This is a genomic window from Pseudomonas sp. NFR16 (genome assembly GCF_900108875.1).
In the GTDB taxonomy this organism is placed as follows: domain Bacteria; phylum Pseudomonadota; class Gammaproteobacteria; order Pseudomonadales; family Pseudomonadaceae; genus Aquipseudomonas.
The window spans coordinates 1213434-1238796 of the sequence record NZ_FNYJ01000001.1; the positions used below are offsets into that span (position 1 = coordinate 1213434).

Annotated in this window: 12 protein-coding genes and 2 pseudogenes; 9 read left to right on the forward strand and 5 right to left on the reverse strand. The window is 61.7% G+C overall.

The features are described from left to right. Nucleotides 1-1521: 1521 nt before the first annotated feature. A pseudogene (locus BMZ10_RS05435) lies at nt 1522-10458 on the reverse strand (filamentous hemagglutinin N-terminal domain-containing protein); the annotation flags it as partial. A 12-nt stretch (nt 10459-10470) separates the two neighbouring features. Beyond that, the gene (locus BMZ10_RS05440) at nt 10471-12108 is read right to left on the reverse strand and encodes a ShlB/FhaC/HecB family hemolysin secretion/activation protein (protein ID WP_256214431.1); all 1638 of its coding nucleotides are present in this window, start codon (nt 12106-12108) and stop codon (nt 10471-10473) included. A gap of 505 nt (nt 12109-12613) precedes the next feature. Between BMZ10_RS05440 and BMZ10_RS05445 the strand changes: the two genes are divergently transcribed. Next, nucleotides 12614-13849 (forward strand): carbohydrate porin, encoded by a 1236-nt coding sequence (locus tag BMZ10_RS05445; protein ID WP_256214432.1) that lies wholly within the window; start codon nt 12614-12616, stop codon nt 13847-13849. A gap of 369 nt (nt 13850-14218) precedes the next feature. Beyond that, nucleotides 14219-15070, forward strand: coding sequence for a CAP domain-containing protein (locus BMZ10_RS05450; RefSeq protein ID WP_093458995.1), 852 nt, complete (start codon nt 14219-14221; stop codon nt 15068-15070). 582 nt (nt 15071-15652) lie between these two features. Here BMZ10_RS05450 and BMZ10_RS05455 read toward each other — a convergent pair. Continuing rightward, nucleotides 15653-16240, reverse strand: coding sequence for a cell wall hydrolase (locus tag BMZ10_RS05455; protein ID WP_371265946.1), 588 nt, complete (start codon nt 16238-16240; stop codon nt 15653-15655). A 325-nt stretch (nt 16241-16565) separates the two neighbouring features. Here BMZ10_RS05455 and BMZ10_RS05460 point away from each other — a divergent pair, with 325 nt between their 5' ends. Next, nucleotides 16566-17246: a murein L,D-transpeptidase catalytic domain family protein gene (locus BMZ10_RS05460; protein ID WP_093458997.1), complete on the forward strand. Its 681-nt coding sequence runs from the start codon at nt 16566-16568 to the stop codon at nt 17244-17246. Here the strand turns inward: BMZ10_RS05460 and BMZ10_RS05465 are convergent. After that, nucleotides 17237-17538: pseudogene (locus BMZ10_RS05465) on the reverse strand (C4-dicarboxylate transporter DctA); the annotation flags it as partial. The gene BMZ10_RS05460 and the pseudogene BMZ10_RS05465 overlap by 10 nt on opposite strands. 112 nt (nt 17539-17650) lie before the next feature. Between BMZ10_RS05465 and BMZ10_RS05470 the strand changes: the two are divergent. Together BMZ10_RS05470 and BMZ10_RS05475 are read left to right on the forward strand one after the other, a co-directional pair. After that, a complete protein-coding gene (locus BMZ10_RS05470) occupies nt 17651-18076 on the forward strand; it encodes a DUF305 domain-containing protein (protein ID WP_093458998.1) in 426 nt (141 codons plus the stop codon). Between the two features lie 36 nt (nt 18077-18112). Beyond that, nucleotides 18113-19570, forward strand: a complete 1458-nt coding sequence (locus BMZ10_RS05475) for a YncE family protein (RefSeq protein ID WP_093458999.1) — start codon at nt 18113-18115, stop codon at nt 19568-19570. Between the two features lie 30 nt (nt 19571-19600). Here BMZ10_RS05475 and BMZ10_RS05480 read toward each other — a convergent pair whose 3' ends face one another. Continuing rightward, the gene (locus tag BMZ10_RS05480; protein WP_093459000.1) at nt 19601-20755 is read right to left on the reverse strand and encodes an ABC transporter ATP-binding protein; all 1155 of its coding nucleotides are present in this window, start codon (nt 20753-20755) and stop codon (nt 19601-19603) included. Between the two features lie 223 nt (nt 20756-20978). Between BMZ10_RS05480 and BMZ10_RS05485 the strand changes: the two genes are divergently transcribed. The 4 genes from BMZ10_RS05485 (at nt 20979) to BMZ10_RS05500 (ending at nt 25328) form a co-directional block, all read left to right on the forward strand. Beyond that, nucleotides 20979-22010: a zinc-dependent alcohol dehydrogenase gene (locus BMZ10_RS05485; protein WP_093459001.1), complete on the forward strand. Its 1032-nt coding sequence runs from the start codon at nt 20979-20981 to the stop codon at nt 22008-22010. A 72-nt stretch (nt 22011-22082) separates the two neighbouring features. After that, nucleotides 22083-23417, forward strand: a complete 1335-nt coding sequence (locus BMZ10_RS05490; protein WP_093459002.1) for an ABC transporter substrate-binding protein — start codon at nt 22083-22085, stop codon at nt 23415-23417. Nucleotides 23418-23545: 128 nt separating this feature from the next. Beyond that, nucleotides 23546-24451: a carbohydrate ABC transporter permease gene (locus BMZ10_RS05495; RefSeq protein WP_093459003.1), complete on the forward strand. Its 906-nt coding sequence runs from the start codon at nt 23546-23548 to the stop codon at nt 24449-24451. Nucleotide 24452: 1 nt separating this feature from the next. Beyond that, on the forward strand, nt 24453-25328 hold the full coding sequence (locus BMZ10_RS05500; RefSeq protein WP_218147167.1) for a carbohydrate ABC transporter permease: 876 nt from the start codon (nt 24453-24455) through the stop codon (nt 25326-25328). Nucleotides 25329-25363: the final 35 nt, after the last annotated feature.

A 25363-nucleotide genomic window follows, 5' to 3' on the forward strand; every position in this document is an offset into this window, starting at 1 on the left:
GTTGACCCACCCAACCGGGATAGACCCAACATCATCCCCCGACGTTGCGTTCCCAAGTTTGCTGTTGAATAAGGTCGAATCCTTGTACTGCGCGGCCGTCGCCGAAAACGCGTAAACCGCGTCTCCTTTTGCAACGATCGGCGTTCCGTCCGACCAAGTCAGTTGGATCTTTTGATTCTTGAGCTGGGTGACCACCCCCTCAGCGACAGCCATATCGTCCAGCAAATGCTGTTTTTCAGGGTTAACATCTGCTCCGGTGTCGAGGATCGCCTTGAGCTGCGCGGCGGCGGTTGCATCAATATCGGCTCCTGCTTCGAGGTTGAGCAGCGCTTCCCACGAAATGCCAGAGTTACTCTTGCCCTGCTCATCCAGTTTGGCGGCTTCCGCCGCCAACATTTTCTTTTCAAAGGTATGAAGCTGGCGGTTGTACGATTGCGCGTTGCCAGCAATCTCCGAGCCTTTCGATATGTCTCCACCTACAGCGGCAGCGGCGAACAGGCCAACCAACTTAGACGCAGCGTTCACCATACGGTCATGATCGGTCGCATCGGCGCCTTTGAGAAACTCGCTTTTGTCTAGGTATTCAATTAACGCTTCGTTTGCACCCGCAGCGGCAGCGCCGGTTTTGAAATCTCCGCCCATAACCTCGGAGAGAAGTCCGCCGACGACAGCGTGTAGGGCAATTTTGTAGGCACCACTCTCTGGCAGGTCAAACTTCTTGCCAATGTCACCTACGCCATTGAATGCAGTCGCTTGCAGTACGGTGAACACACCCCCCATCATCGAATCTTTGAAAGTGCCAGTGCCCAACGCCTCATTGAGCGCACCGTTTACTGCGCCGCCTGCCAGTTGAATTGCGCTAAACCTGGCCAATGCCGCCGGATCCATAAGGCTCGGCACGACACTGGGCCCTGTTATTTTGCCGGTCGCGGAGTCCATGCTGGCGCCAAACCAGTTCGAACTCGCATAATTAATGAAGCCGGCTGTCAGTCCGGATACCGCCGCGCTTTGCAAGCTTCCTTTGCTGAAAGTGTCCTTGACGACCGCGCCAAGGTTGCCCTTGTTACTGATTGCACTGTTAGCTGTACTAACCTCCAGACTCACTACCACAGCGTTCGCCAAGCCAGCACTGAACGTACCCGCAGTAGCGCCAATTAACCCGGCGCCAGCACCGCCCGTGAAAGCAGCGAGCAAAATGGCCAGCGCCAACTGAGCTCCAGCACCCAGTCCTGAATGCGAGTATTTGAACGACTGGTGAATCTCTTTCACCATCCTCCAGTCGACATCCCCTCTCTTCTCGGCGTCCTTCAGCCAAGCCAAATCAGGGCTTGCAGTAACCATCGCATCGATGGCTTCACTGACGGTCTGCTGATTAACCCGCTTCACATCGATGTGCAGGCCATCCACCGCCTTGATCGCCAAGTTGCCTTTGGCGATCAGCTCACTCTGGCGCAAGGTTTCATCGGTGCGTCCCTTACCCGACATCGACGTCCAGGCGAGACTGCTGTTGCTCTTCTCATGACTTTCCTGATGAAGATCTTTCACACCTTCAAAAGTGATTGCACCACCGCTATCGACTGTCAGGTCTTTGCCACTCTCTAGCCTAGCCACCTGATAGTGCTGATCGCCTCCGCTGACCAGCATCATGTTGCCGCCGGAGGTGATTTCGCTGCCGATGTTGGTGACGTGCGTCACCTCATCGCGCTTGGTTTTCTTCCTGCCGAACGAGCCTTTGCTTTTCTTGTTGTAGAGCGAGTAATCACTGTCCTGAGCGGCGAAGATGTCGAGCTTGTCGCCCGCCACCAAGTAAGCTTCGTCGCCTGCGGTGATGCGGCTTGAGATGACGGCCAGGTTCTGCCCGGCACTGAGGGCGACGCTGCCGCCTGCGTTGATCTCGGTCGACACCTGATGGACATGATCCTCCTGAATCGTCAGTTTCTTGCTCTTGGACAGGAAGTGATCTTCATTGGCCGCCGAGGCGATGGTGACGTTCTCGGTGGCTGCAATGGCAATATCGCGCTTGGCATCGATCTGGGTCGCGATGGCGTTGACGTCACGACCGGCCTGCACTGACAGATCACGGCCTGCGCCTACCGTCGCGCTTATCTGGGTGACATCGCTGCTGGTGTGCTTGCGGTTCAGTACCAGGCTGTCGGCCAACTGGCTGGAAACGGTGTTGACGTCACGTCCGGCACTCAGGGCCAGGTCGCGCCCGCTCTGCAACGCGCTGCCAATGTTGTTGATGTCTCGGCCTGCGGAGACGCTCAGGTCATTGGCCGCTTCGATGCGTGCAGCACTGTCTGCGTAGTCCTTGTGCAGTCGGCCGCGCGTACTGCTGTCGAGCGAGGTGATGGTGCGTTCGTTGGTGACGTCGCCTCCGATGGCAGTCACGGTGACGTCGCGACCGGCGATGATGCCGCCCGCCTTATTGGTGATGTCGTTGCCCACCAGTGCGTCCAGACGGTTTCCCGCCGAGATCAGGCCGCTGTTGACCAGATCCTGTCCCGCAGTGGCGGACAGGTTATTCGTGGCTTTGAGGGTGCCGACGTTGTCGAGGTTTTCGCCTGCAATGAGGGTGACGTCTTTACCGGCTATGAGCGCGCCATTGGGGGCCAGACGGCCGTCCGCCTGGGCCAGGTAGAGCACCGGCACCAACACTTTTTCGCCATTGATTTCGTGCTCTTCGAGCCAGACGATGTCGTGAGTCAAGGCTGCGACCTGCTGAGAGGTCAGCGATACGCCAACGGCCAGATTCAGCGCGTCCTTGCTGGCGATGGCATTGTTCATCAGGTACTTGAACTGATCCTCATTGGAGGTCTGTCCATCGATGAAGGCCTGGCCGGTGCGCGCGGTGATGGCCTGCTGTACGAGGCGTTGTTCGTAGAGGCCGTCGCCGAGGCGCTTCTGCGCAAGGTCAGGGTCGTAGCCTAACGCCGAGAGCATGTAGTCCGAGCTCATGAACTGCTTGAGGTCGGTGAGCACGGGGTTGGTTTCGATGAGGTATTTGCCGGTGCCGGGTTTGGCGGCATAGCTCGGCAAGCCCTGAACACGTGTCAATCCTGGCGGGCTATTATCGACATTGACTGTGCTGACGCTGGCGCTCACACCCGCATTCTGACGATCTGCAACGGTCAGCAACTGCCCCGACGCGGTCGGTGCACTGGCATCAGCGACCAGTACGTCTCGGGATGAGATGTCCGGCAAGGCCTGGTCGCGCTGGGTCGCGGTAACAGTGGCGGTGCCTAAGCTCCAATTCTGTGTCGAAACGCCGGCCTGTGTACCGCCCTCTGCGCTGAGACGAAACAGCCCGTTCTGCCCGGCTGGCAGACTGAAACCTGGAAGGCTGGTCGGGTCGACCTGCTGCTGAGCCAGATCAGGGGGCAGCTGTGCGTTCAGTTGAACCACAAGCGTGGTGCCTGTACCGCTTGCGCGAGTGTCGGCGACTTTATTGGTACCCGCTGCAGACGCGTAGTCTTGGTGGATGACGCTGTTTTGCAAGTCTTTGGTGGCGGTGATGGACACATTGCCGGCCGCCTGGATCACTGCACTGCGGCCTGCGCTGCCTGTGCCGTTTTTGGCGACTTCTACGTCGCTGACCAACGCCAGTGAGCTAAGCGCCGCCGGCAGCTGCAACAGATTGGCCGGATCGTAGTGAGAGGTAGGCGTTGTTCCCCAAGCGTAACCTGCCAGTGTCGCCGGATAAAAATAGCTCCCGACCACTGCTCCGGTTTCGGCGTCCTTTACTCCGATGTATTTATATTCGGTACGCTCACCCTTTCCTCCTCGTTCGGTATAGATTGCTGCGTACGTGACACCAAGCCTGAGATCACCATTCCCATTGACGTAGTAAACATTCGGGAAGTCCGGGTTGTTGCGTTGGTTGTAGGCATCAACCGTTGGCATGAAGCGATTAACCGTACCGTCGGTCACCCTCCCCTGATAATAGGTGCGCGTTCGCTCGACCGTGCCGCTGACAGCCCCCAGGTTCTTGACGTTGTCCGCCTGAATGGAAATATTGCCGCCCGCACTGACGGTACTTTTACTGTTGAGAAAAGTGCTGCCGGTGAACGTGAAATCGCCCCCGGCGGTCAACAGAGAAGACGCAGTGGTATCGCTGTCCTCCCCGGCATCAAAGGTCTCCCGGGCGATGTAGTTGACTTCGTAGTGATCGCCGCTGCAATCGATGCACTGCACAGCGATGAAGCCTTTGACCAACGTGCGCCCGACGGAAAAATTCTGCGTGCCGTCCGAGCCTTCGGTACGGTTTTCGAACGCGGTGGCGTTGATCGAGAATGCCCCACCGCTCTCCATCGAACCGGAGATGTTCGAAACCTGATTGGCGCGGGCCGTGCCATACCCGCCCACGGTGAGGCTGCGCAGGCTGTAGAAGTCGCCCTTGAGGTTGGTCAGCGTGGCAGTGTTCAGCTGCATGTCTGCGCCGCTGAAGATCAGCCCCTGGTTGCTTAGCGCAGGTGTGGTCACAGTAAGTGCCTGAGCCGCACCCAGCGTGCCGTAGTTCGCGAGACTGCCTGCGTTAACGATCAGGTTGGCGCCTGATGTGATGCGCCCGTAACCTGTGGCTGAACCCGAAATGTTGAGGTCAGTGCGTGCACCACCGGCAATGCTGGCAGCACTGCCCATGGTCAGCTGACTGGCTGTGAGAGCCAAGGTACCCAGGCTGCTCGCCCGCCCGTTGCCGCTGTAGCCGCCACCCAGGGTGAGGCTCAGTGCTCCGTCACTGGCGATGACACCCTCGTTGATCCAGTTCCCGCCCGTGCCGACAAACCCGCCCGATGCGAGCAATTGCCCAGTCGCCGTCTGCGTGAAGCGATTGACGTTGACGTTGAGCGTGCTGGCTTGAATGACGCCGTTGTTCGTCCAACTGTCAGCGTTAAGGGTCAGCGCACCCCGGCTGATGAAACTGCCCCCGGCGCTCATGATGTTGGCCGTGGAAACACCGAAGTTGCCATTACCCACGTGCAATACAGTGCCGCCGCTGTTAAGCAGACTGCCCACACCGAAGTTCAAGTCAGTGTTGGCGGTTTCAAGAGCACCGTTGCGGTTGTCCAGCAAGCCGCCAATCTGGAAGTTGGTCGTGCCGCTGGAGCCCAGAGCCCGCAGTTTTCCGCTCTGGTTGTCGAGGCTGGCAGCGGTGATGTTGAGGGTGCTGTCGCTTTCGATGATGCCCAGGCGGTTGTTCAGGGCGCCGCTCAGGTTCAGGTCGATTTGTTGTCCAGCGATCTGGCCGTCGTTGTCGCCGCTGTTGTCGAAATTGTTGCCGGTGACGTTGATTTTTTGCCTGGCGTACAGGCCGCCGTTGCGGTTGTCGAAGTTTCCGCTGCCGGTGTCGATCAGCGCGTCGCCGCTTTGCGCCGAAATGCGCCCACCGTAGTTGTCGATGCCGGCAAGTGCGCGAATGTCGAGGCGTTGCGCCTGAGTGATGCCGCCCTGACGATCGAGGTCGTAGCCGTTTTTCAGCACGCCGCTGATGCGCGCGGTGAAGGCATTTTGCAGGCTGGAAAGCACGCCGCCCCGGTTGTCGACGTTGTTGGCGGTGAGGTTGAGGTCGCCGCCTTGGGCGATGATCTTGCCGGCCTGGCTGTCGATGTCGCCACTGACGGTCAGGTTCAATGCGCCTTGGCTTTGCAGCGTCCCCTGGCTGTTGGCGAGGCTCGCGGCCTGTAGCGTGAGACCGGCATTCTTGCTGTAGATCAGGCCGTCGTTGGCGTTCTGGATCGCGCCACTGGCGGTCAGCAACAGTGAATCATTGGCAGCAACGGTGCCGCGATTGCTGTTGTCCAGCCCGCCGGTGAACAGGGTCATCGCCTGTTGGCTGGCGAGTTGGCCGCCCTGGTTGTTGATCTGCGCGGCGCGGCTGATCAGCAGGTCGCCCGCGCTGGCGAACTTGCCGCTGGAGTTGGTCAGGCTGCCGAGCAGATCGAGCGTGATCCCCGCGTTGCTGGCGATGCTGCCGGCGCTGTTGTCCAGATCGGTGCCGGTGAAACTCAGCGCTTGTTGCGCGTTGATGGTGCCGGCCGCGTTGCCGAGTTGCGCAGCGTTAACACTCAAGGCGGCGCCGCTGTCGATCAGGCCGTCCTGGCCATTGTCCAGCAGGCCGCTGACGGTGTAAGTCTGCCCTGCTCCGCTGGACAGAATCCCGCCCCGGTTATCGACGCTGGCCGCGCTGATGTCGAGTGTCTTCTGGCTGACCAGCGCGCCGTTGCCCGCATTGAGCAAGGTGCTTGTAAGGTCGATACCGACGCTGCCATTGCGGCTCGACAGCGTACCGCCGTTGCGGTTGTCGAGGCTGCCGCCGCTGACGCTGAGCCCTTCCCAGCCGGAGATCAGACCAAGCTGGTTGAGCAGCGATTCGGCGTTGAGGGTGAGTTGCTGGTTGCTGATCAGCTTGCCGCTGCTGTTGTCCAGCGTGCGCCCTGTGAGGCTGAAGCGCTGGCTGCTGGAGATTTCGCCAACCGCGTTTTTCAGGTCACGCAGATGGCTGATGACCAGCGGATTCTGGGTGGTGATCAGGCCGTTGCTGTTGTCGAGGTCAGCACCGTTCAGGTCGAGGTTCAGCGCAGTGGCGCCCAGCAGTGTGCCACCGACGTTGTTGATGCCGGTCGCTTGCAGGTTCAAAGTCTGTGCAGCGTTGATCAGGCCGTCATTGCCGTTGTTCAACAGGCCGTCGACATCAAGGGTCAAGTCGCCACGACTGGTCAGGGTGCCTGCGCTGTTGTCCAGCGTGCCGCTGCGCGCATTGAGGCTGGCAGCGGCGATCATGCCTTTGACGTTGGTCAGCGCCTGTGCGACGCGCACGATCAGCGCCTGGTTGCTCAGCAATTTGCCGTCGCTGTTGTCGAGGCTATCGGCGTTGAACTCGAAACCCAGAGTGCTGGAGATTTCGCCGTTCTGGTTGTTCACGCCTGCGAGGTTTTTCAGCAGCAAGGCGCCGGGGGCGTTGATCAGGCCGCTCTGGTTGTTGAGCTGACCTTGGTTCATATCCAGGGTCAGGCTGGCGTTGCTGAACAGCGTGCCGCCTTGCTGATCGAGCCCGCTGACGCTGGCCATCAACGCCTTGTTGCTGCCGATGCTGCCACCGGTACTGTTGGTGAGGTGTGCAGCGCTCAGCTCAAGGGTGTCGGCGCTGGTCACACGCCCGTTGTGGCTGTTATCGAAATCACCGGTATGAATCGACACCGCGCCCTTGCCGCTGATGCTGCCGTTTTGCGAGTTGTCCAGGCTGGCGCTGTTGAGGGTCAGGCTGCCATCGGTGATCAGCTTGCCGCCTTGGCTGCTGACGGCGCCGGAGCTGTCGATGCTTAATGCCCCGGCACTGGACAGACTCCCGCCGTCGTTGGTCAGCGAGCCGCTGCGAACACTGAGCCTTCCTTCGCTGCTGAGCAGGCCAAGGTTGTTCAGAACATCACCGCTCAGGCCCAGATCGACGTTTTGCAGGCTGAACAGGCTACCGCCGCTATTGTCCAGGCGGGCGCCGGTCAGGCTCAGGCCGGTCTTGCCAGTCAATACGCCGTTATTGCGGTTGGCGAGTCGGTCGACCGCCAAAGTCAGGTTTTTCTGGCTGTCCACCCGCCCCGCATCGCTGTTGTCGAGCTGCTGCGCCGTCACGCTGATCGTGTCGTGGCTGGATACCTCACCACCCCGGTTGTCGATGTTGGCGACGTTCAACGTCAGCAGGCCGTCGGCGCTGAGCAGACCGTTGTGGCTGTTGTCGAGCTGGGTGCCAGTCAGGCTCAGGCTTCCCAGCGCGATGAACTGACCGCCCTGTTGCTGCAGGCCGCCGATGTTGGCGACGAGGTCTTGTTTGCTGGCGATCTGTCCGAGGCTGTTGTCGACGTTCGCGGCGTTCAGCATGAGCTTGCCATCGGCAATCAGCGTGGCGTTGTGGTTGATCAGAGTGTCGTCGACGCTGAGGGTCATCTCGCCCCGGCTGCTCAGCAGGCCGTCGGTGTTGTCGAGGCTCCCCACGCGAGCATCGATGGCCGCGGCGGAAATCGCGCCGTTGACGTTGGCCAGGGCGTGGGCGACGCGCACCATCAAACTCTGATCGCTCAGCAGCTTGCCGTTGCTGTTGTCGAGGCTGTCGGCGTTGAATTCAAACCCAAGGGCACTGGAGATTTCACCGTTCTGGTTGTTCACGCCCGCAAGGTTTTTCAGCAGCAAGGCGCCCGGCGCGTTGATCAGGCCATTCTGATTGTTGAGCTGGCCGTGGTTGAGGTCGAGGGTCAGCGTGCCGTTACTGAAGAGTTCGCCCGCTTGTTGATCGAGACCGGTGACGCTGGCTGTCACAGCCTTGGCGGCGGCAATGCGACCGCCGTCCTGGTTAGTGACCTGCGCTGCGTTGAGGATCAGGCTGTCGGCGCTGGAGAGCTGGCCGTTGTGACTGTTGTCGAAAGCACCGGTGCTGACGACCGTCGCACCCTTGCCGGACATCGCGCCCTGATTGCGGTTGTCCAGGCTGGCACTGGTCAGCGCCAATGTGCCGTCGGTGCTGATCGAACCCTGCTGATTACTCACCGCACCCTGGGTGACGACTGATAAGGCACCGGCACTGGACACCTTGCCAGCGGCGTTGGTCAGCGTCTGGGCGGTGACGTTGAGCGTGCCTTCGCTACTGAGCAGGCCACTGCCGTTGTCGAGGTCACCGCTGAGGTTGACGGTGAGATCGGTCTGACCGGACAGCGTACCGCTGCTGTTATTCAGCAGCCCGCCGTCGAGGCGCAATGCGCTGCCCGCGTAGATCAGACCGTTATCCTGATTGAAGACGTTGGCGATGTTCAGGCCCATCGTGCCGCCAGCCAGCACTTTGCCGACGCGGCTGTTGTTCAGCTGGCTTGCCGTGATGCGCACATCGGCGCTGCTGGAAAGCTCGCCGCCGCGGTTGTCGATGTCGGAAACATCGAGGCTCAGCGCTTTTGTCGAACCCACCAGGCCGCCCGTGCGGTTGTCAAGCTGGCTGCCCTTGAGGGTCAGATTGCCTTGGGCGACCACTTCGCCTTTCTGGTTGTTCACCGTGTTGATTGTGGCGTTGAGGTCGCGTTTGCTGGAGATGCGGCCGTTGCTGTTGAGCGCCACCTCGGCGTTGAGCAGCCCTGCCCCGCCTGCGCTGATCAAACCGCTCTGGTTGTTCAGTGTGCCTTGAACGTTCAGGGCCAGATTGCCCCCGGCGGTGATCTGCCGACCGCTGTTGTCGAGGCTTTGGCTGGTCTTGGCGCTCAGGTCACGACTGGCAATCACCGTTCCGTTGTTGCGCAGGTTCTGCGCGCTCAGCGCCACGTCACCCCTCGCATTGCGGCTGTCGTCGGCATTCACCCCCGCTTCAACGATCGCGTTGTTGGTCAGCTGGCCGTTGCTGCTCAGGTTGATGCGATCGCGCGCGGCGATGTTCTGCTGGATGTTCAGGGCGTCGCGGGTCTGCAGGTCGACGCTGTTGCCGTACATCGCGCCCTGCACGTCGGCGCTGGCCGCCTTGACATTGACCGCGCCGTTGGCGGCGACTTGCGCCATGATCAGTTGGCCGTTGGCGTCGATCTGGATGTCGCCTGCGCTGGCGGCGAGGTTGCCGGCGAGTTTCACACCGACGCCGGCTTCGGTGCCCACCAGTCGAATTGCGCCAGCGTACATGCCGCCCAGCGCCGAGCTGTCGATGGCCAGTTGCGGCTTTGCGCTGCCGTCGTCCGCCAGCGCGGTGGCGTTGAGGGTCTGGGCGTCGACGTCGTTGCGACCGGTGACGATGTTGAGCTTCTTGGCGTGCAGCTCGGCGTTGATTTTCGCGCTGCGGGTGATGATGTTGAACTGGTCGACGTTGTCGGCATTGAGGCCACCGCCTTCGATGGAGACGCTGCCGCTGTCGACGCGGAAGTGGTCGAGTCGGCCGTTGTCGAGCACCGGCTTGCCGGTGGTCAAGGTCACCTGCGGCGTATTGATGAAGCCGCAGCCGTTGCAGCTGATGCCGTATGGGTTGGCGACGATGACGCGGGCCGCCTGCCCGGCCACTTCTGTGTAACCCTTGAGCTGCGTGGCGTTGGCACCGATCACTTCGTTGAGGATGGTGCTGGCGGCGCGGTCGTTGAGGTTCTGGTTACCGAGGATGATGCCGCCCAGTTGCGTACTCTGGGTACGGTCGGTGGCGTTGTTGAGGATGACGCCTTGGGTGCCGACGTTGTACTGCTGATACTGGTTGTGCGAGAGCCCGCTGGCGTTGGGCGCGGCAATGTTGACGATGGGCACGCCGTTGCCCGCCTTGCCAACCGTGGTGTTGGTGGTGCCACTCACGGCAATGCCGTCAGCCTGGGCCAGCAGCGGTTGCCAGAACATCGCCTGCACCAGAATCAGCGCGATGCCGCGCTTGGGCAGCCCGCAGAACGACGGTCGCTCGATCAGCGTCGCGGAGGGCTGGCGGGCCAGAAAGTTGAATAAACGAACGTCCATGTCATGCATCCCGGCGAAACGTTAGAGGAAAAAATCCAGGCGGAAATAGATCGGCGATTCGCGCTCGATCACGCCGGCCGGACGCTCCAGAGAGTGGGCAAAGGTGGCGGTCGCCGCGACGTGCTGGCCACGGGCGAAAAATTCGAAAGAGTTGCTGGACATGCGCCCGTGCTCGTCGCCGTTGTAGCGATCGTTGCGGATCACGCCCTGGTCGTAACCGACGGCAGTGCCGTAGTCGCTGAATACTGGGCGCAGCCATTCAAGCGTCACCGGGCGGGTCAGGCGCAGCTCGTTGCGCCAGTAGCCGCCGCTGTCTCCAGAGAGAAACTGATCCTTGTAGCCGCGCACCGATGCCGAGCCGCCCAGGCTCATGCGCTGGGGGCTGAACAGCACGTCCTCACTGCGCTGACCGGTGGCCAGGCTGGTGAAGGTCAGGCTCTCGCCGAACAGCTTGAACGGCTGCAGGTAGCTGACCGTGCCGGTGTACTTGCGGTAACGCGCATCGGCCTCGCCGGGGCCGGGATGGTTATTGTCCTGGGCACCGAAGGCGCTGATGCCCTGCTGCATGCCCAGGTCGACGTTGAGAAACGCCCCGCCGACGCGACGGCCGTGGTTAATGCCGTACTGCACTTCGCTGATGCGGTTGCTGCTCAGCGCCAGGCGGCTGTCTTCGATGTAGTTGTTGGTGCGCAGGTTGGACAGGCCGACGTTGAGCGAGGTTTTGCTCAGAGCATCACGATAGATGACCCGCTCGGCGCGCAGCTGATGGGTCTGGCTGTCGCCGCTCTGTTTGAAGTTGAAGCCGTTGGCCTGCACCTGAGAGCGAAAATCGCTTTCGCTGTAGCTGTAGGTGAAGTTCCACCAACCCCACGGCAAGTTGTAGGCCAGCGAGGCGTTATGCGAGGTGTGCGCCGAATCGGTCATCGCATCGTGGCCACCGCGCAAGCTCAGCTGGTCGGCCAGACCCAGCGGGCTGTCCCATTCAAGCCCGGTATTCCACTGCTGTTCGCCGGTGCTGCGCTGGCCGTCGTTGTTGCGCGACAGGCTAGCGCGCCAGGGCTTTTGCGGTGTGTTCTTGACCAGCACGTCGCTGCCACCAACGGCTTGGCCCGGGGTCAGCTCCATTTGCGCCTGATTGGATGGCAGGCGGTTGAGCTGATCAACCATCTGCTCGATCTCGCGCAGGTTGACCAGTTGCCCTTCCTGCCCCGGAAACGCCATGGCCAGTTCGCGATCACTCAGGCCGCTGCTGGCATCGCTTTTGATCGTCTCGAGGCGACCTTCAACGATCAGCACCTGCAGCTGCCCTTTCGACAGATCCTGTTGCGGCAGGTACGCGCGGCTGGTCACCAATCCCTTCTCGATGTACAGATCGGTGATGACTTTCAGCAGCTGATTGAGCTGCGAGACGCCAAGGCATTGGCCCAGATAAGGCCGGGTCAAACGTTTGCGCTCGGACTCGGAAAGTGAGTCGGCGCCTTTGAGTTCGATGGTGGTGATGGTGAAGCAGCGGGTGTCGGCGGGTGCGCTGGGTTGCGCCGGCGCGGCTTGCCTGCCGGGCAGATCCTTGAGTTCTTCGAGGCGGCGTTGTTGCTCTTGCAGCAGGCGATCCTGGCGGTCGCGAATGAGATCTTGCTCCCCCGGAGTGGGCGCTGCCATTACGGAAAAAGACACGATGGTCAGCAGGCCAAGCAGCGAAACCTTCGAAATGTAAACAACCACGGAGCGTCCTTGCGATGGCATAGTGATATCAAATAGGCGGCGCAATTTTAGGTAGCCATTCCTTTGGCGTCAATTACTCAGCCCGCCGTATGCCGGGTTTGTTACAACTTTCAGAAAAATCCCGGCACTGCCGGCATTGAAGGGAGGGTGCGAGCGCCGGTCTGAATAACCGGCCGAAGCGACCTGACCCAGCGGCCACCCTGATACCCCGCGCCCATGGACTTCGACGATAGTCACAATCGCAATAATGGATTAACCGGTTGGTCCATAATTGTGGTTTCATTGCGCCCGCTTGCGAGCGCACCCGCGTGCGGCCTCGCCTTCACTGCCCTCGTCCCTGCGACGCCTTTGCACTTCAGGTTGATCAATGAGCATTCCTTCGCATTTTTCTGCTGAGCCCGCTTCCCGCCGCGCGCTTTCCTTGGCGCTTGTCGCCGGTTCAATGCTGGCCATGGCCGCGTCTTCGCCATCGATGGCTGACGACTGGCAGGACCGGTCGACGATGACCGGCGATTGGGAAGGACATCGCAGCAGGCTGGCTGAACAGGGTGTGAAGATCACTGGCGACTACAGCGGCGAGACGGTCTACAACGCCCACGGCGGCAAACAGCGCGGCACGCGTTATTCGCAAAACATCAAGCTGGGTGCGCAGTTCGATCTGGGCAAGTTGTTCGATCTCGAAAGCGGCGGTCGCATTCAGCTGACCATCAACGACCGACGCGGCAACGACGGCTCGGGGGATCTGGTGGGTAACCGTCTGCCGGTCCAGGAAAACTACGGCGGTCTTTATACGCGCCTGACTGAACTGAGCTACGAAAACACGCTGTTCACGCCGGCGCTCAACGTCAAGCTCGGTTACCTGGCCATGGGCAACGACCTGGGCGGCCTGACCAGCGGCATCCTGTGCAACTTCATGAACGCCGGCTTCTGCGGCCACCCGCTGGCGATGTCCGGCGGCAGCGGCTGGAGCAATTACCCGAATGCCCATCTGGGCGGCACGGCAAAATACCGCTTCACCCCCAACTTCGCCCTGCAAGTCGCTGCGTATAAAGTCGACGCGGCGAGCAATGGCGATTCCAGCCGGGCCTGGCATGTGACGCCCAAGGACAGCACCGGCAACATCCTGCCCATCGAGGCCATCTACAACGTGCTGGGCGAGATGCCCGGCGAATACCGCGTCGGTTACTACTACGACACCTCGGACGCGCAGCGCATCGGCACCAGCAAGCAAGTCGGCGGGCGCGAAGGCTCGTATTTCCTGATGGATCAGGACATCTGGAATTCCACTGACGTGACCGGGCGCAACGTGCACATGTTCGCGCAGTTCTCCAACGCCAGTGCGGCCGCCGCGCCGTTTCGCCGCTGGTATTCGGCGGGTTTTGCGCTGAAGAAGCCGTTCGTGTCGCGTCCCAACGACACCCTCGCCATCGGCTACGGCCGCGCGGTGTTCAATTCGCGCAGCCGTGACGTGCAGGAAAACGCCGCGCTCGCCAACGGGCAGGACTTTCCTGATCTCGCCAGCGGCGAAGGCCTGGTGGAAATGACGTACGGTGCGCAAGTGGCGCCGTGGCTGACGATCCGCCCTTCGCTGCAGTACATCATCGAACCGGGTGCGTTTTATGGCGAAGACATCGACAACACGCTGATCCTCGGCCTGCAAGTCAAAGCGACGCTGTAACCCGCTGCCGATTCGATAGCCGTTCGCCTCGCCGGGCGGCTACGTGCTCTGCACTTCTCCAGCCCTCATCGTCGGACTCCCCCTTCACTGCGTTTTTGCCAGCGTGGATGGCTTGCCCGGGTCATTGCCCGGCACGCATGCAGATCGAGTGTGCTGTTCAATCTCGGCGCGTCCCGCCCTCTCCATCACGCCGCCATTCACGTCGTCGCGGGCGTACTCTCCCGCGCGCGCTGGCGCTGCGGCCCTCCAGCAGGCAATGTTTGCAAAATCCTCATGCAAAACTGCAACCTCCGCCGATTGTTTGGCTCAGACTATTTCGCTACCGGCAAAATCGCGCATCATGGGCGCGTCAGCTCAAGGGAGATTTCCATGCGTTTCAGAACATTCATCACGTCTCTTGCCGCCTTGTCGTGGGTGCTGCTGGTCACCGGGACGGCGGTTGCCAGCGAAGAAACGCAGCTGATCCAGTCCATCAATACTTATCGCAGCCAGGCGCAACCTTGCGCCAACCTGGCCTCGCAAGAGCTGCCGCCGCTGACCACGGACCCGCGCCTGAACCTGCCGGCCACCGGCACCGTGGACCTGCAACCGATGCTGGCGCGGGCGTCTTATCCGATGGTCACGGTGCAAGCGATCACCCTTTCCGGCCCGCGCGATGCGCAATCGGCGATGGCGGCGATTCAGGAAAGCTTCTGTCAGGTGGTGCTCAACCCGCAGTTTGTCGACATCGGCGTAAGCCGCGCCGACCGCGACTGGCGCATCGTCCTTGCGCGTCCACTGCTGGCGGGCGGTCTGGGTAATTCGCAGGCCGAGGGCCGCAAGATGCTCGACCTGATCAACGCCGCGCGTTCCGTGCCCCATCAATGTGGTGGTCAGCCTTATTCAGCCGCGTCCCCGCTGACCTGGAACGACAACCTCACCAGCGCAGCCGAGAGCCACTCCCGCTCGATGGCCAACAATAATTTCTTCGATCACAAAGGCCGCAACGGCGGCACCCCTGGCGACCGCGCGGAACTGGCGGGTTATATCGGCCAGCAGATCGGCGAGAACATCGCCGCCGGCCAGGACAACGCCCGCAAAGTCGTCGACGGCTGGCTGGCCAGCCCCGGGCACTGTGCCAACCTGATGAACCCGCAATTCCGCGAACTCGGCGCCGCCTACGCCGTCGACCCGAAAAGCGACGCGGGCATCTACTGGACGGCGGTGTTCGGCGTGCAATGACGCCAGCCGAGGCGCCAAAGACCGAGCCTTCGCGGGCAAGCGCGCTCCTACAGGTCTTGTGGCCTGCCGCGATACCGGTCCGCGCCGCGCAACCGTTGTAGGAGCGCGCTTGCCCGCGAACAGGCCGGTACATTCGCTGAATAAGCATCGACTGGAATTCAGTCTTCGCGAGCAAGCTCACTCCTACGGGTCTTGTGGCCCGTTCAAGAATCCAGCCAGCGCCGCGCAACCCTGGTAGAAGCGCGCTTGCCCGCGAACAGGCCGGTGCATTCGCTGAATAAGCATCGACTGGAATTCAGTCTTCGCGAGCAAGCTCACTCCTACAGGTCTTTTGGCCTGCCGCGATACCGGTCCGCACCGCACAAACGTTGTAGGAGTGTGGCTTGCCCGCGATCGGCTGCGCAGCAGTCGTAAAACCGGCCACCTCGGTAATTCAGACACACCGCATGCACCGGACTTGCTGCCGGTTCCCGACAGATCGTCCGAGTGCGGCCCAGGGCAAGCGCGCTCCTACAGCCTTGCTCCCGTTTGAACCAGCCCAAATACAAGCTCACGCCTACAGCCTCGTGGCCCGCCTGACCGTCACTTGGCTTTGCCATCTCTGGGTTTGTAGAACTGGAACTTGCCGGTTTCGGCGGTCTTGATGTACTCGGACGCCCACGCGGGTTTGACGTTGCGGTCGTGAAAATACATCGCGCCGCGGGTGCGGTCGGTGAGTTGCTGATTGAGCGCCTTGCGGGCGATTTCCTTCGATGCGGCGTAGCGATCGTCTTCCTGCACCTGATCGGAACGCCCATCGCACCACCATGAAAACTGGCAGGCCTTTTTCTCCACGCCCTGCTTCACCACGCCGCACACGGTGTCGGGATAGCCCTCATGGCCGAGGCGATTGAGGACCACGTTGGCGACCGCTTCCATGTCCGCATCGCTGCCGCCCTTGGCCTCCCAGTAAATGGTCCGCGACAGACACGTGAGGGCGTCATCCACGGACGCCACGCCGGCCGGATCAACGGCCTGAGCTTCGGATTTGGTGATGATCTGGCTTTGCGGCACCGCCGGCGTCGGGCCGTCCTTTTCGGCGGCTTTTTCCTCCAGCACCTGTGCTTTGCTGACCACCGCTTCCGGCGCAGGCGCTGCGTCGTCGGCGAGTGTCCCGGCCGCGAACAGCATCGCGATCAGGCCTGTCGAAAGAGAAATGAGGCGCATCGTCGAACCTTTTGCATGAGGCCGATCGATCCTGCACCCGGGTCACGTCTGTGCGGCCAGGAAAGGCGCGCAGCCAGCGGTGAATCGGAACATCGCAAGCTGTCGTCGACACGATTGTTATGGGGACCGTTCGCAAGCGCATGTCACATCGGATGCGCTCGCCGACAGCAGCATAGTGGCGTTTTGGTTTTATGCAATCCCCCCAGAGCTCAAGACCAAAACCACTTGCCAGGCCGCCTTGCCGTTGCCGATAGTGGCGACCAAGCTGCGTCCCCACATGAGCTCATCGATGCCGATCACGCGTTTGTCATCACTGGCCTTGTTGTTCGCGAGCGCCTTATGCCGCGCCGACGATGCGCCATCCCTGCACGCCGCGCTGGCCCATGCGGCGCCCACGGCCAATCCTCAAGTGATCGAGCTGGCGCTGCAGGCGACGCAGTGTCATCAGACGCAGACCGGCGCGCGCCCCACGCGTCTGGCGGTGATCGATTATTCGTTGCCCTCCACCGAAGAGCGCTTGTGGGTCTTCGATCTGGCGCAGCGTCGTTTGCTGTTTCACGAACGGGTTGCACACGGGCGCAACAGCGGCGAAAACATGGCCACGCGCTTTTCCAACGAACCCTCGAGTCTGGCGTCGAGCATCGGCCTGTACAGCACACGCGAACCCTACGTCGGCCGCAATGGCTACTCGTTGCGCATGGACGGCCTGGAAGCGGGTTTCAATGATCGGGCGTTCGAGCGCGACGTGGTGATCCACGGGGCGGACTACGTGAGCACTGCGTTCGCCCGCGAAAACGGGCGAATCGGCAGGAGCCATGGTTGCCCTGCCGTTCCGAACAACGTTGCCCGTCCTCTGATCGACGTCTTGAAGGACGGTCAACTGGTGTTCATCTACTATCCCCACGCGCAGTGGCTGAAGACATCGACGCTGCTCCACTGCGCGCCTGCCCGGGCGACCGCTCAGCCCTGAGACACCCGCGTAAGTGACGGCACGATCTGCGCTTTGGCCGGCGACTCGGGGGTTTTTAACGCCGGTTCAATGCTCGGTTCAGGCTCGCCGTTGAGCGCCCGGTGCATCTTCTCGGTGTCCAGCGCCCCGACCCACCGGGCCATCGCCATGGTCCCGACGCCGCTCCGATCGTGTTGGTGATCGCTCGTGCCTCGGACATGAAGCGGTCCACGCCCAGCAGCAGAACCATGCCCACGACCGGAATGGTGCCCAGCGATGCCAGCGTCGCCGCAAGGATGATGAACCCCGAAGCCGCTTCGGAGATCGACTGAAGCATCATCAAGCGCATTCCTTCGACACCCATGGAATAAACCCCCGCCCCCGTCGTCTCCCCTGTGAACGCTTTCAGCCAGGAGGAAACGCACATGCCACGTACCACTCGCCATTCGCTGCGCTGCGGGCTCGCCCTGCTGTTCATGAGCGCGATGTCTGCCGCCATGGCTCATGATGGCCACGAACACGCGGATGCCGCAGATCCGGTCAGCGCCGAGGCGCCCTTCGTCAGCGAAAACAATGCCGCCATGGACAGGATGATGGCTGGCATGGACATCAAGCCCAGCGGCGACGTCGACCACGACTTCGTCGCGATGATGACCGCTCACCATCAGGGCGCCATCGACATGGCCCTGACCATGCTCAAGTACGGCCACAACGAACAGCTCAAACGCATCGCCCAGGAAATCATCGTCGATCAGCAGCAGGAAATCGCCGCGATGGCCCTGGCCGTCGGCCAGCCCCTGCCTCCTTCGGTGGCTTCCCCGACTCAGTCGCCCGCCGCCACCCAACCCTGATCATTCATCCCGGACCTCAAAAAGAAGGAATACCCCATGAGTCTTCCACGCTTGCCCCTGGCACTGCTGACCTGTGCCCTGTTGACTGCTTCGATGTCCAGCTTCGCCGGGCAGATTCCCGGCAAAGCCTCGGCCAAAGACACTCCTGTCTCTCACAGCGACCGCGTCTACGCTGCCGAGCAATTCTCCAACACGGTATCGGTGACCGACCCGGTCGATAACAAGCTGTTAGGCGTGATCAGCCTGGGCGACCCGCAGCCCGGCAACCTCAGCCCGCTATACAAAGGCGAGGTGCTGGTGCATGGACTGGGCTTCTCGCCAGACCACAAGACTCTGGCGGTGGTGTCGATCGGCACCAACTCAGTTTCCTTCATCGACACCGAAACCAACACCGTCAAGCACAAGACCTACGTCGGCCGAGCGCCCCACGAAGCGTTTTTCACGCCAGACGGCAAAGAGGTGTGGGTGACGGTGCGCGGTGAAGACTACGTGTCAGTGATCGATGCCAAGACCTTCGAGGAAAAAACCCGCATCAAGACACCCGCAGGTCCCGGCATGCAGATCTTCTCGCCGGACGGCAAATACGGCTATGTCTGCTCCTCGTTCAACCCGGAAACCGTCGTGGTGTCGGTCGCCGACCACAAGATTGTCGGCCATGTGCAGCAGGTCAGCCCGTTCTGCCCGAACATCGCGGCATCCGCCGATGGCAAGCAGGTCTGGTTCACCCTCAAGGACGTCGGCAAGGCGCAGGTCTTCGACGCCAGGCCGCCGTTCAAGCTGATCAAAACCCTGGACATCGGGCCGATCGCCAACCACGTCAACCTGGTCAATAACGCCAACGGCTCGTTCGCCTACATCACCGTGGGCGGGCTGAATGAGGTGCAGGTGTACCGCACCGACACCTTCGAGAAAGTCGCGACGATTGCGGTGGGCAATCTGCCTCATGGCGTCTGGCCCTCCGGCGATGGCAGCCGCATTTACGTCGGGCTGGAAAACGCCGATGCGTTTGCGGTCATCGACACCCTGAGCAACAAGGTCATCGCCACCATCCCGATCGGCCAGGCGCCGCAGGCGATCGCCTACGTGCCCAACGCAGTGGAGAAAGGGCCCGGCACCGACAACCTCAAGCCATTGGGCGTGGCCGGGCAAGCGGTGCATCTGAGCCTGAATGCCGTCAACAAAACCGCGGACAAAGCGCCGACCAGCGTCACGCTGTTCAATCAGGGGCTGACCCAAGTGCTGCAAGCGGCCGTGACCGGGCTTGAACCCAAACAGCCTTACACCCTGGCACTGGCTGACAAGGCCGACGGCAGCGGCACGCTGGAGCCGTTGTCGGCCTTCATGACCAACCCGGCAGGTTCGGCCATCGTCAACGCTATTGGTCCGATCCGTCAGATCGTGCAGAGCGATGCACAGGATCAGCGCCGCTACCTGGTCGTCGTGGCGGGCAAACCGGATCAGCTCGGCACGCTGGTGCAGGTTCAGGGGCAGTAATCGGCCTTAGCGCCACCGCCCCGAATCGGTTCAACGGGCGGCGGCGACCGGTCCGGGCAGGGGCGGCTGTTCTTCCGCAGCCCGGGCGGTGTAGTGCAGTTGATGAGGCAGCGCCTGGCCTTGGGCATCGAACAGGTGGCAGCGAACGCCCGAGACCCCGATCGCCAGTGACTGCCCGGCCTTGACCGAAGACATGCCCTCTCCCTTGACCATCAGGTCACTGCCGTCGGCCGTCTGGGCATGAGTGAAGGTTTCCCCGCCCAGATGCTCGACCACCAGCGCTTTGACCGGAATCTGCGCATCGCCCAGCCCGCGCTCCGACAGATGTTCGGGGCGCAGGCCCAGGGTCAGCGCATCGCCCGCCTTGACCCCTTCGCCCTGCACCGGCACGCGCAACTGCCCGCCACCGGGCAGCACCACCTCGACGCCATCTGCGCTGACCGCCGCCGCCGACACCTGCAAGAAACTCATCTGCGGCGAGCCGATGAACCCTGCGACGAACAGGTTGCGTGGATGGTGGTACAACTCCAGCGGCGAGCCGACCTGCTCGATGCAGCCCTTGTTGAGCACGACGATCTTGTCCGCCAGCGTCATCGCTTCGACCTGATCGTGGGTCACGTACACCATGGTGGCCTGCAGGTCGGCGTGCAGCCGGGCGATCTCGATGCGCATCTGCACCCGCAGTGACGCGTCGAGGTTGGACAGCGGCTCGTCGAACAGAAAGACTTCCGGCTCGTGAACGATGGCACGCCCGATGGCGACGCGCTGGCGCTGTCCGCCCGACAGCGCCTTGGGCTTGCGATCCAGCAAGGGATCGAGTTGCAGGATGCGCGCGGCGTTGCGCACTTTGGCCTCGATCTGGTCCTTGGGGGTTTTCTGCATCTTCAGGCCGAAGGCGATGTTGTCGTAGACCGACATATGCGGGTAGAGCGCGTACGACTGGAAGACCATCGCCACGCCCCGGTCGGCAGGCTCGAGAAAGGTCACGTCCCGCGCACCGATCCGGATCTGCCCCTGCGTGATGCTTTCAAGACCGGCAATGCACCGCAGCAAGGTAGATTTGCCGCACCCCGAAGGCCCGACGAAGACCACGAATTCGCGGCTCTCGATGCTCAGGTGGATGTCATGCAACACCTTGATGTCGCCGTAGGCTTTCTCGACGCCACTTAAACTGAGCTCAGTCAAAATCGTGTCCTCTGAAATTATTGTTGTTGTTTCAGACCTGCAACGTGCTGCGATGTGTAGGAGCGCGCTTGCCCGCGAAAGCGGCAGACCCGATGCATTCGTGTGTTGCGACCCGGGCAAGCGCGCTCCTGCGGGAATGTCTCGTGTACACACTTGACAGCGAAATATTTCGTCCTACGATCATTTGTAATTCTAAAAATACAAATGTCAAGGAGCGCACCGAATGCGGGCTGCATACATCCATGGCATCCGCGACATCCGCATCGGCGACAAGCCGCTGCCGGTGCCGGCTGGCGACGAAGTGTTGCTGCGGGTCAGCGCTGTCGGGGTCTGTGGCAGTGATCTGCATTACTACAAGGAAGGCGCCATCGGTCATGCGCGCATCACCGAGCCTTTCATCGCCGGGCACGAATTTGCCGCCCGTGTGGTCGAGGACCATCCCGATCTGCAGCTCAAGGCCGGGCAACTGGTGGCCGTGGACCCGGCCAGGCCGTGCGGTCAGTGCGAGTGGTGCCAGCGCGGTCACGTGAATCTCTGCCCCCACGTGCAGTTCCTCGGTTCGCCGCCTCACACCCACGGCGCCATGACCGAATACATCGTGGTCTCGCCCAGTCAGATCTACGCCGTTCCCGATCACTTCACGCCGGTGCAGGCGGTCATGCTCGAACCCCTCGGCGTGGCGATTCATGCGATGGATCTTGCCGGCACGAAGAAGCTGTTCGAAACGGTGGCGATCATCGGCTGCGGCCCGATCGGCCTGTGCCTGCTGCAACTGGCGAAGATGATGTGCAAAAAGGCCGTCTACGCCATCGACCCGATCAACTACCGCACCGAGAAAGCCCGCCAGCTGGGCGCCGACGAGGTCGCCTCCGACCACGCCGCGATTGCCGAATGGACCCATGGCCGAGGCGTGGATCTGGTGCTGGAAGCGACCAACTCCCCCGAAGGTTTTCAGATCGCGGCGCAGTCTGCGCGCATCGGCGGCCGAGTGGTGCTGGTGGGCATTCCCGATGGCGATCAGTACGCGCCATTGAGCGCATCGCTGCTGCGCCGCAAAGGCCTGGACATTCGCCTGTCGCGGCGCATGGGCCACGTCTACGACCGAGCGATTGCCCTGGTCGCGCAGGGTCAGGTGGACGTCGACTGTCTGGTGACTCATCGCTTTGACCTGCAACAGGCGACTGACGCCTTCCGTTATCCGTCCGCCTTTCTCGACGGCGCGCTGAAGACCATCATCCTGCCCAACCCGGAATGAAACACCGCAATCGCTGACGCGCGTGAGCGCAGACAACGTCATCCTCACCAACAACAATAAAGAGGTCGCGTAATGAAGAAGCTGGTATGGAATGCCCTCGCCCTGTCGGTCGCACTGGGTGCAGGCGCGGCTCAGGCCTGGACCCTGGAAGAGGCCGCCGCGCCTTACAAGGGCACCGAGATCAAGGCGATTTTCCTCGACCGCCCCGGTTATGCCGCGGCGATCAAGCTGCTGCCGGAGTTCGAGAAGAAGACCGGCATCAAGGTTGCCTACGAAACCGTCCCTTACGAGAACAGCCGCGAGCGCCAGGTGCTGAGTTTCACCTCCGGTGAACAGCTCGACGTGGTCCTGACGGACGTGGTGTGGATCGGCGAGTTCGCCGGTAACGGCTGGCTGGAGCCGGTCACCACGTTCACCAAGGATGCCAGGCTGGCGGACCCGGAGCTGAAGCTCGACGGCTTCTTCCCGATCCTGCTGGAGTCATTCGGCAGTTGGGACCAGCAGACCTACGGGCTGCCGTTCGACAACTACTCAGGCCTGCTGTTCTACAACAAGTGCATGCTCAAGGACGCCGGTTTCGACAAACCGCCAGCGACCTGGGACGAGCTGCTGAAGGTCTACGCGCCCAAACTCACCGACAAGTCCAAGGACCGCTACGCCTATGCCCTGCAATCCAGGCGGGGTGAGACTCAGTCGGCGGACAGCTTCATGCGCTTCCTCTGGCCGTTCGGCGGCTCGCTGCTGGATGCCGGTTTCAAATCGAACCTCAACTCCAAGGCGTCTCAGCAAGGGCTGCAGTTCCGTCAGGACCTGATGAAGTTCATGCCGCCGGGCATCGTCGATTATGACCACAACGAAGCGGTCAACGCCCTGGCTCAGGGCAAGGTGGCGATGATCACTGAGTGGTCGGCGTTCTACAGCACGCTGGCCGATCCCGGAAAATCCAAAATCACCGACTGCCTGGCGGTGGCGACAGAGCCCAAAGGGCCGGCGGGCCTCAAGCCTGCACTGGGCGGGTTCTCGCTTGGCGTCAACGCGCACTCCGATGACAAACAGAAAGCGGCGGCGTGGCTGTTCATTCAGTGGGTCACCTCCGAGGCAATGGCCAGGCCGTATCTGGATGCAGGCGGCGTCAGCGGCCGGATGTCGGTGTACAAGGACGCGGACGTGCAGAAGAAATACCCGTTCGTGCAGCCGATGGTGACCTCCTGGGAAGGCGGCGTTCCGGACTACCGCCCGCGCTTCCCGCAGTGGCCTGAAATCTCCGAAGTGGTCGGCGAGAACGGCACGGCGATCATGCTCGGCAAAACCAGCGTCCAGGACGGGGCCAAGGCCATCGGCACGAAAATGGAGGACATCCTGAAGAAAGCGGGCTACTACGACGGCAAGGCGAAACTGCTGAAATAACCGACACGACGCGCTCCTGATTCTGGCCGCAGGCCGTGGGAGCTTCCGGGGTGGCGCGAGACAAGGTGCAGCGCCATCCCGGCAGTTGCTTACGCCTCCGGCAGAAACAGGCCTTCTGAGAATGTGCTATGTCCATTAATAAAAAACCGGTGTTCCCGACGCTCTGGAACAATACTCGCGCCGCCTTTTCATTTCTGGCGCCCGCGACCGTCGCGCTGGCGTTGATCGGGATTTTTCCGACCGTGTTCGCACTGGTCAATTCGTTTCGCCAGTACAACCTGGCACGTCCCAAAGACGCCACGCCTTTCATCGGCTTCGACAATTACCTCAGCGTGCTCAACGATGCCTCGTTCTGGGCCGCGCTGGGTCGCACCGGTCTGTTCCTGCTGACCGTGGTGCCGATTCAAATGGCGCTCGGCCTGATCATCGCCTTGATGCTGCACAAGCCGGGGCTGTCAGGCTTCAAGCTGTTGGCGCGGATGAGCCTGGTGATTCCGTTGGCGACCGCGCCTGCGGTGGCCGGGCTGATCGGCCGGCTGATTTTCAACCGCGACTTCGGGGTGGCCAACGCGTTGCTCGCGATGCTCAACGCCGGACCCGTGGAATGGCTGGGCGACACCACCAACGCGTTCATCGCCGTGGCGCTGATGGACATCTGGCAATGGACTCCGTTCTGCGCGCTGGTGCTGCTGGCCGGCCTGACCATGGTGCCCAACGAAATCGAAGAGGCCGCGCGCCTCGAAACCCGCAGTCGCTGGCAGATCGTGCGTTACGTGCAACTGCCCTTCCTGCTGCCCAGCGCCACGGTCATCCTGATCCTGCGTACCGCCGACATCCTGAAAATGTTCGACACCGTGTTCACCATGACCCGCGGCGGCCCGGGCGCGGCGACCGAGCTGGTCAGCGTGTACATCCAGCGCATCGGCTTTCGGGTGTTCGATCAGGGCGTGGCCTCAGCGCAAGCGATCCTGCTGCTGATCCTGACCATTGTGCTGGCGCGCCTCTACATCAAATTCGTCTACCGGGAGATCTGAGATGGCCACCGTTCCCGCTGCAAAAATTCCGCTCGCGGCGAGTGCGCCGAGCCACGTGCGACCCCGCATGAAGGTCAACGCCTGGCACCTGGTCGGGCTGCTGGCGATCTTCCTGTTCGCGGTGTTTCCGTTCTACTGGATGGTCGCCACCAGCCTCAAGACCCAGGCTGAAGCGCTCGCTTCGCCGCCGATCTGGGCCTTCACGCCGCATCTGGATAACTACGTGAAAGTGTTGTTCGAGCGCGACGTGCTGCACAGCCTCGGCAATTCGCTGATCGTCGCGGTCTGCACCACCGTGCTTGCAGTTGGCCTCGGCACACCGGCCGCCTACGCACTGGCGCGCTTCGAATTCAGGGGCAAGGAAGATCTGTGGTTCTGGTTCATCACCAACCGCATGCTCAGCCCGATCGTGGTCGCACTGCCGATCTTTCTCATGGCGCGCAATCTGGGTCTGATCGACACGCATCTGGTGCTGATCCTGATTTACCTCACCTTCAACCTGCCGATCGTGGTGTGGATCTGCACCGATCAGTTTCGCGGCGTGCCGAAGGATCTGGACGAGGCCGCGCGATTGTCCGGGGCGTCACGCTTCACCATTTTCTGGCGCATCGCCCTGCCCCTGGCGATGCCGGGCGTTGCGGTGTCGGCGATTTTCTCGTTCATCTTCTCCTGGAACGAACTCCTCTACGCGCTGGTGCTCACGCGCAATGTCGCGCGTACCGCCCCGGTCACGGCGACCAGCTTCATGAGCGGCTACGACTTGCCGTGGGGCGAGATCATGGCCACCGGTACGCTGATCGTGTTCCCGGTGATCATTTTCGCGTTGATGGTTTCCAGGCATCTGGTACAAGGTCTGACCATGGGCGCCGTGAAATAGGCGCCCCGCTTCCCAGGCCATGCCAAGGACACTGC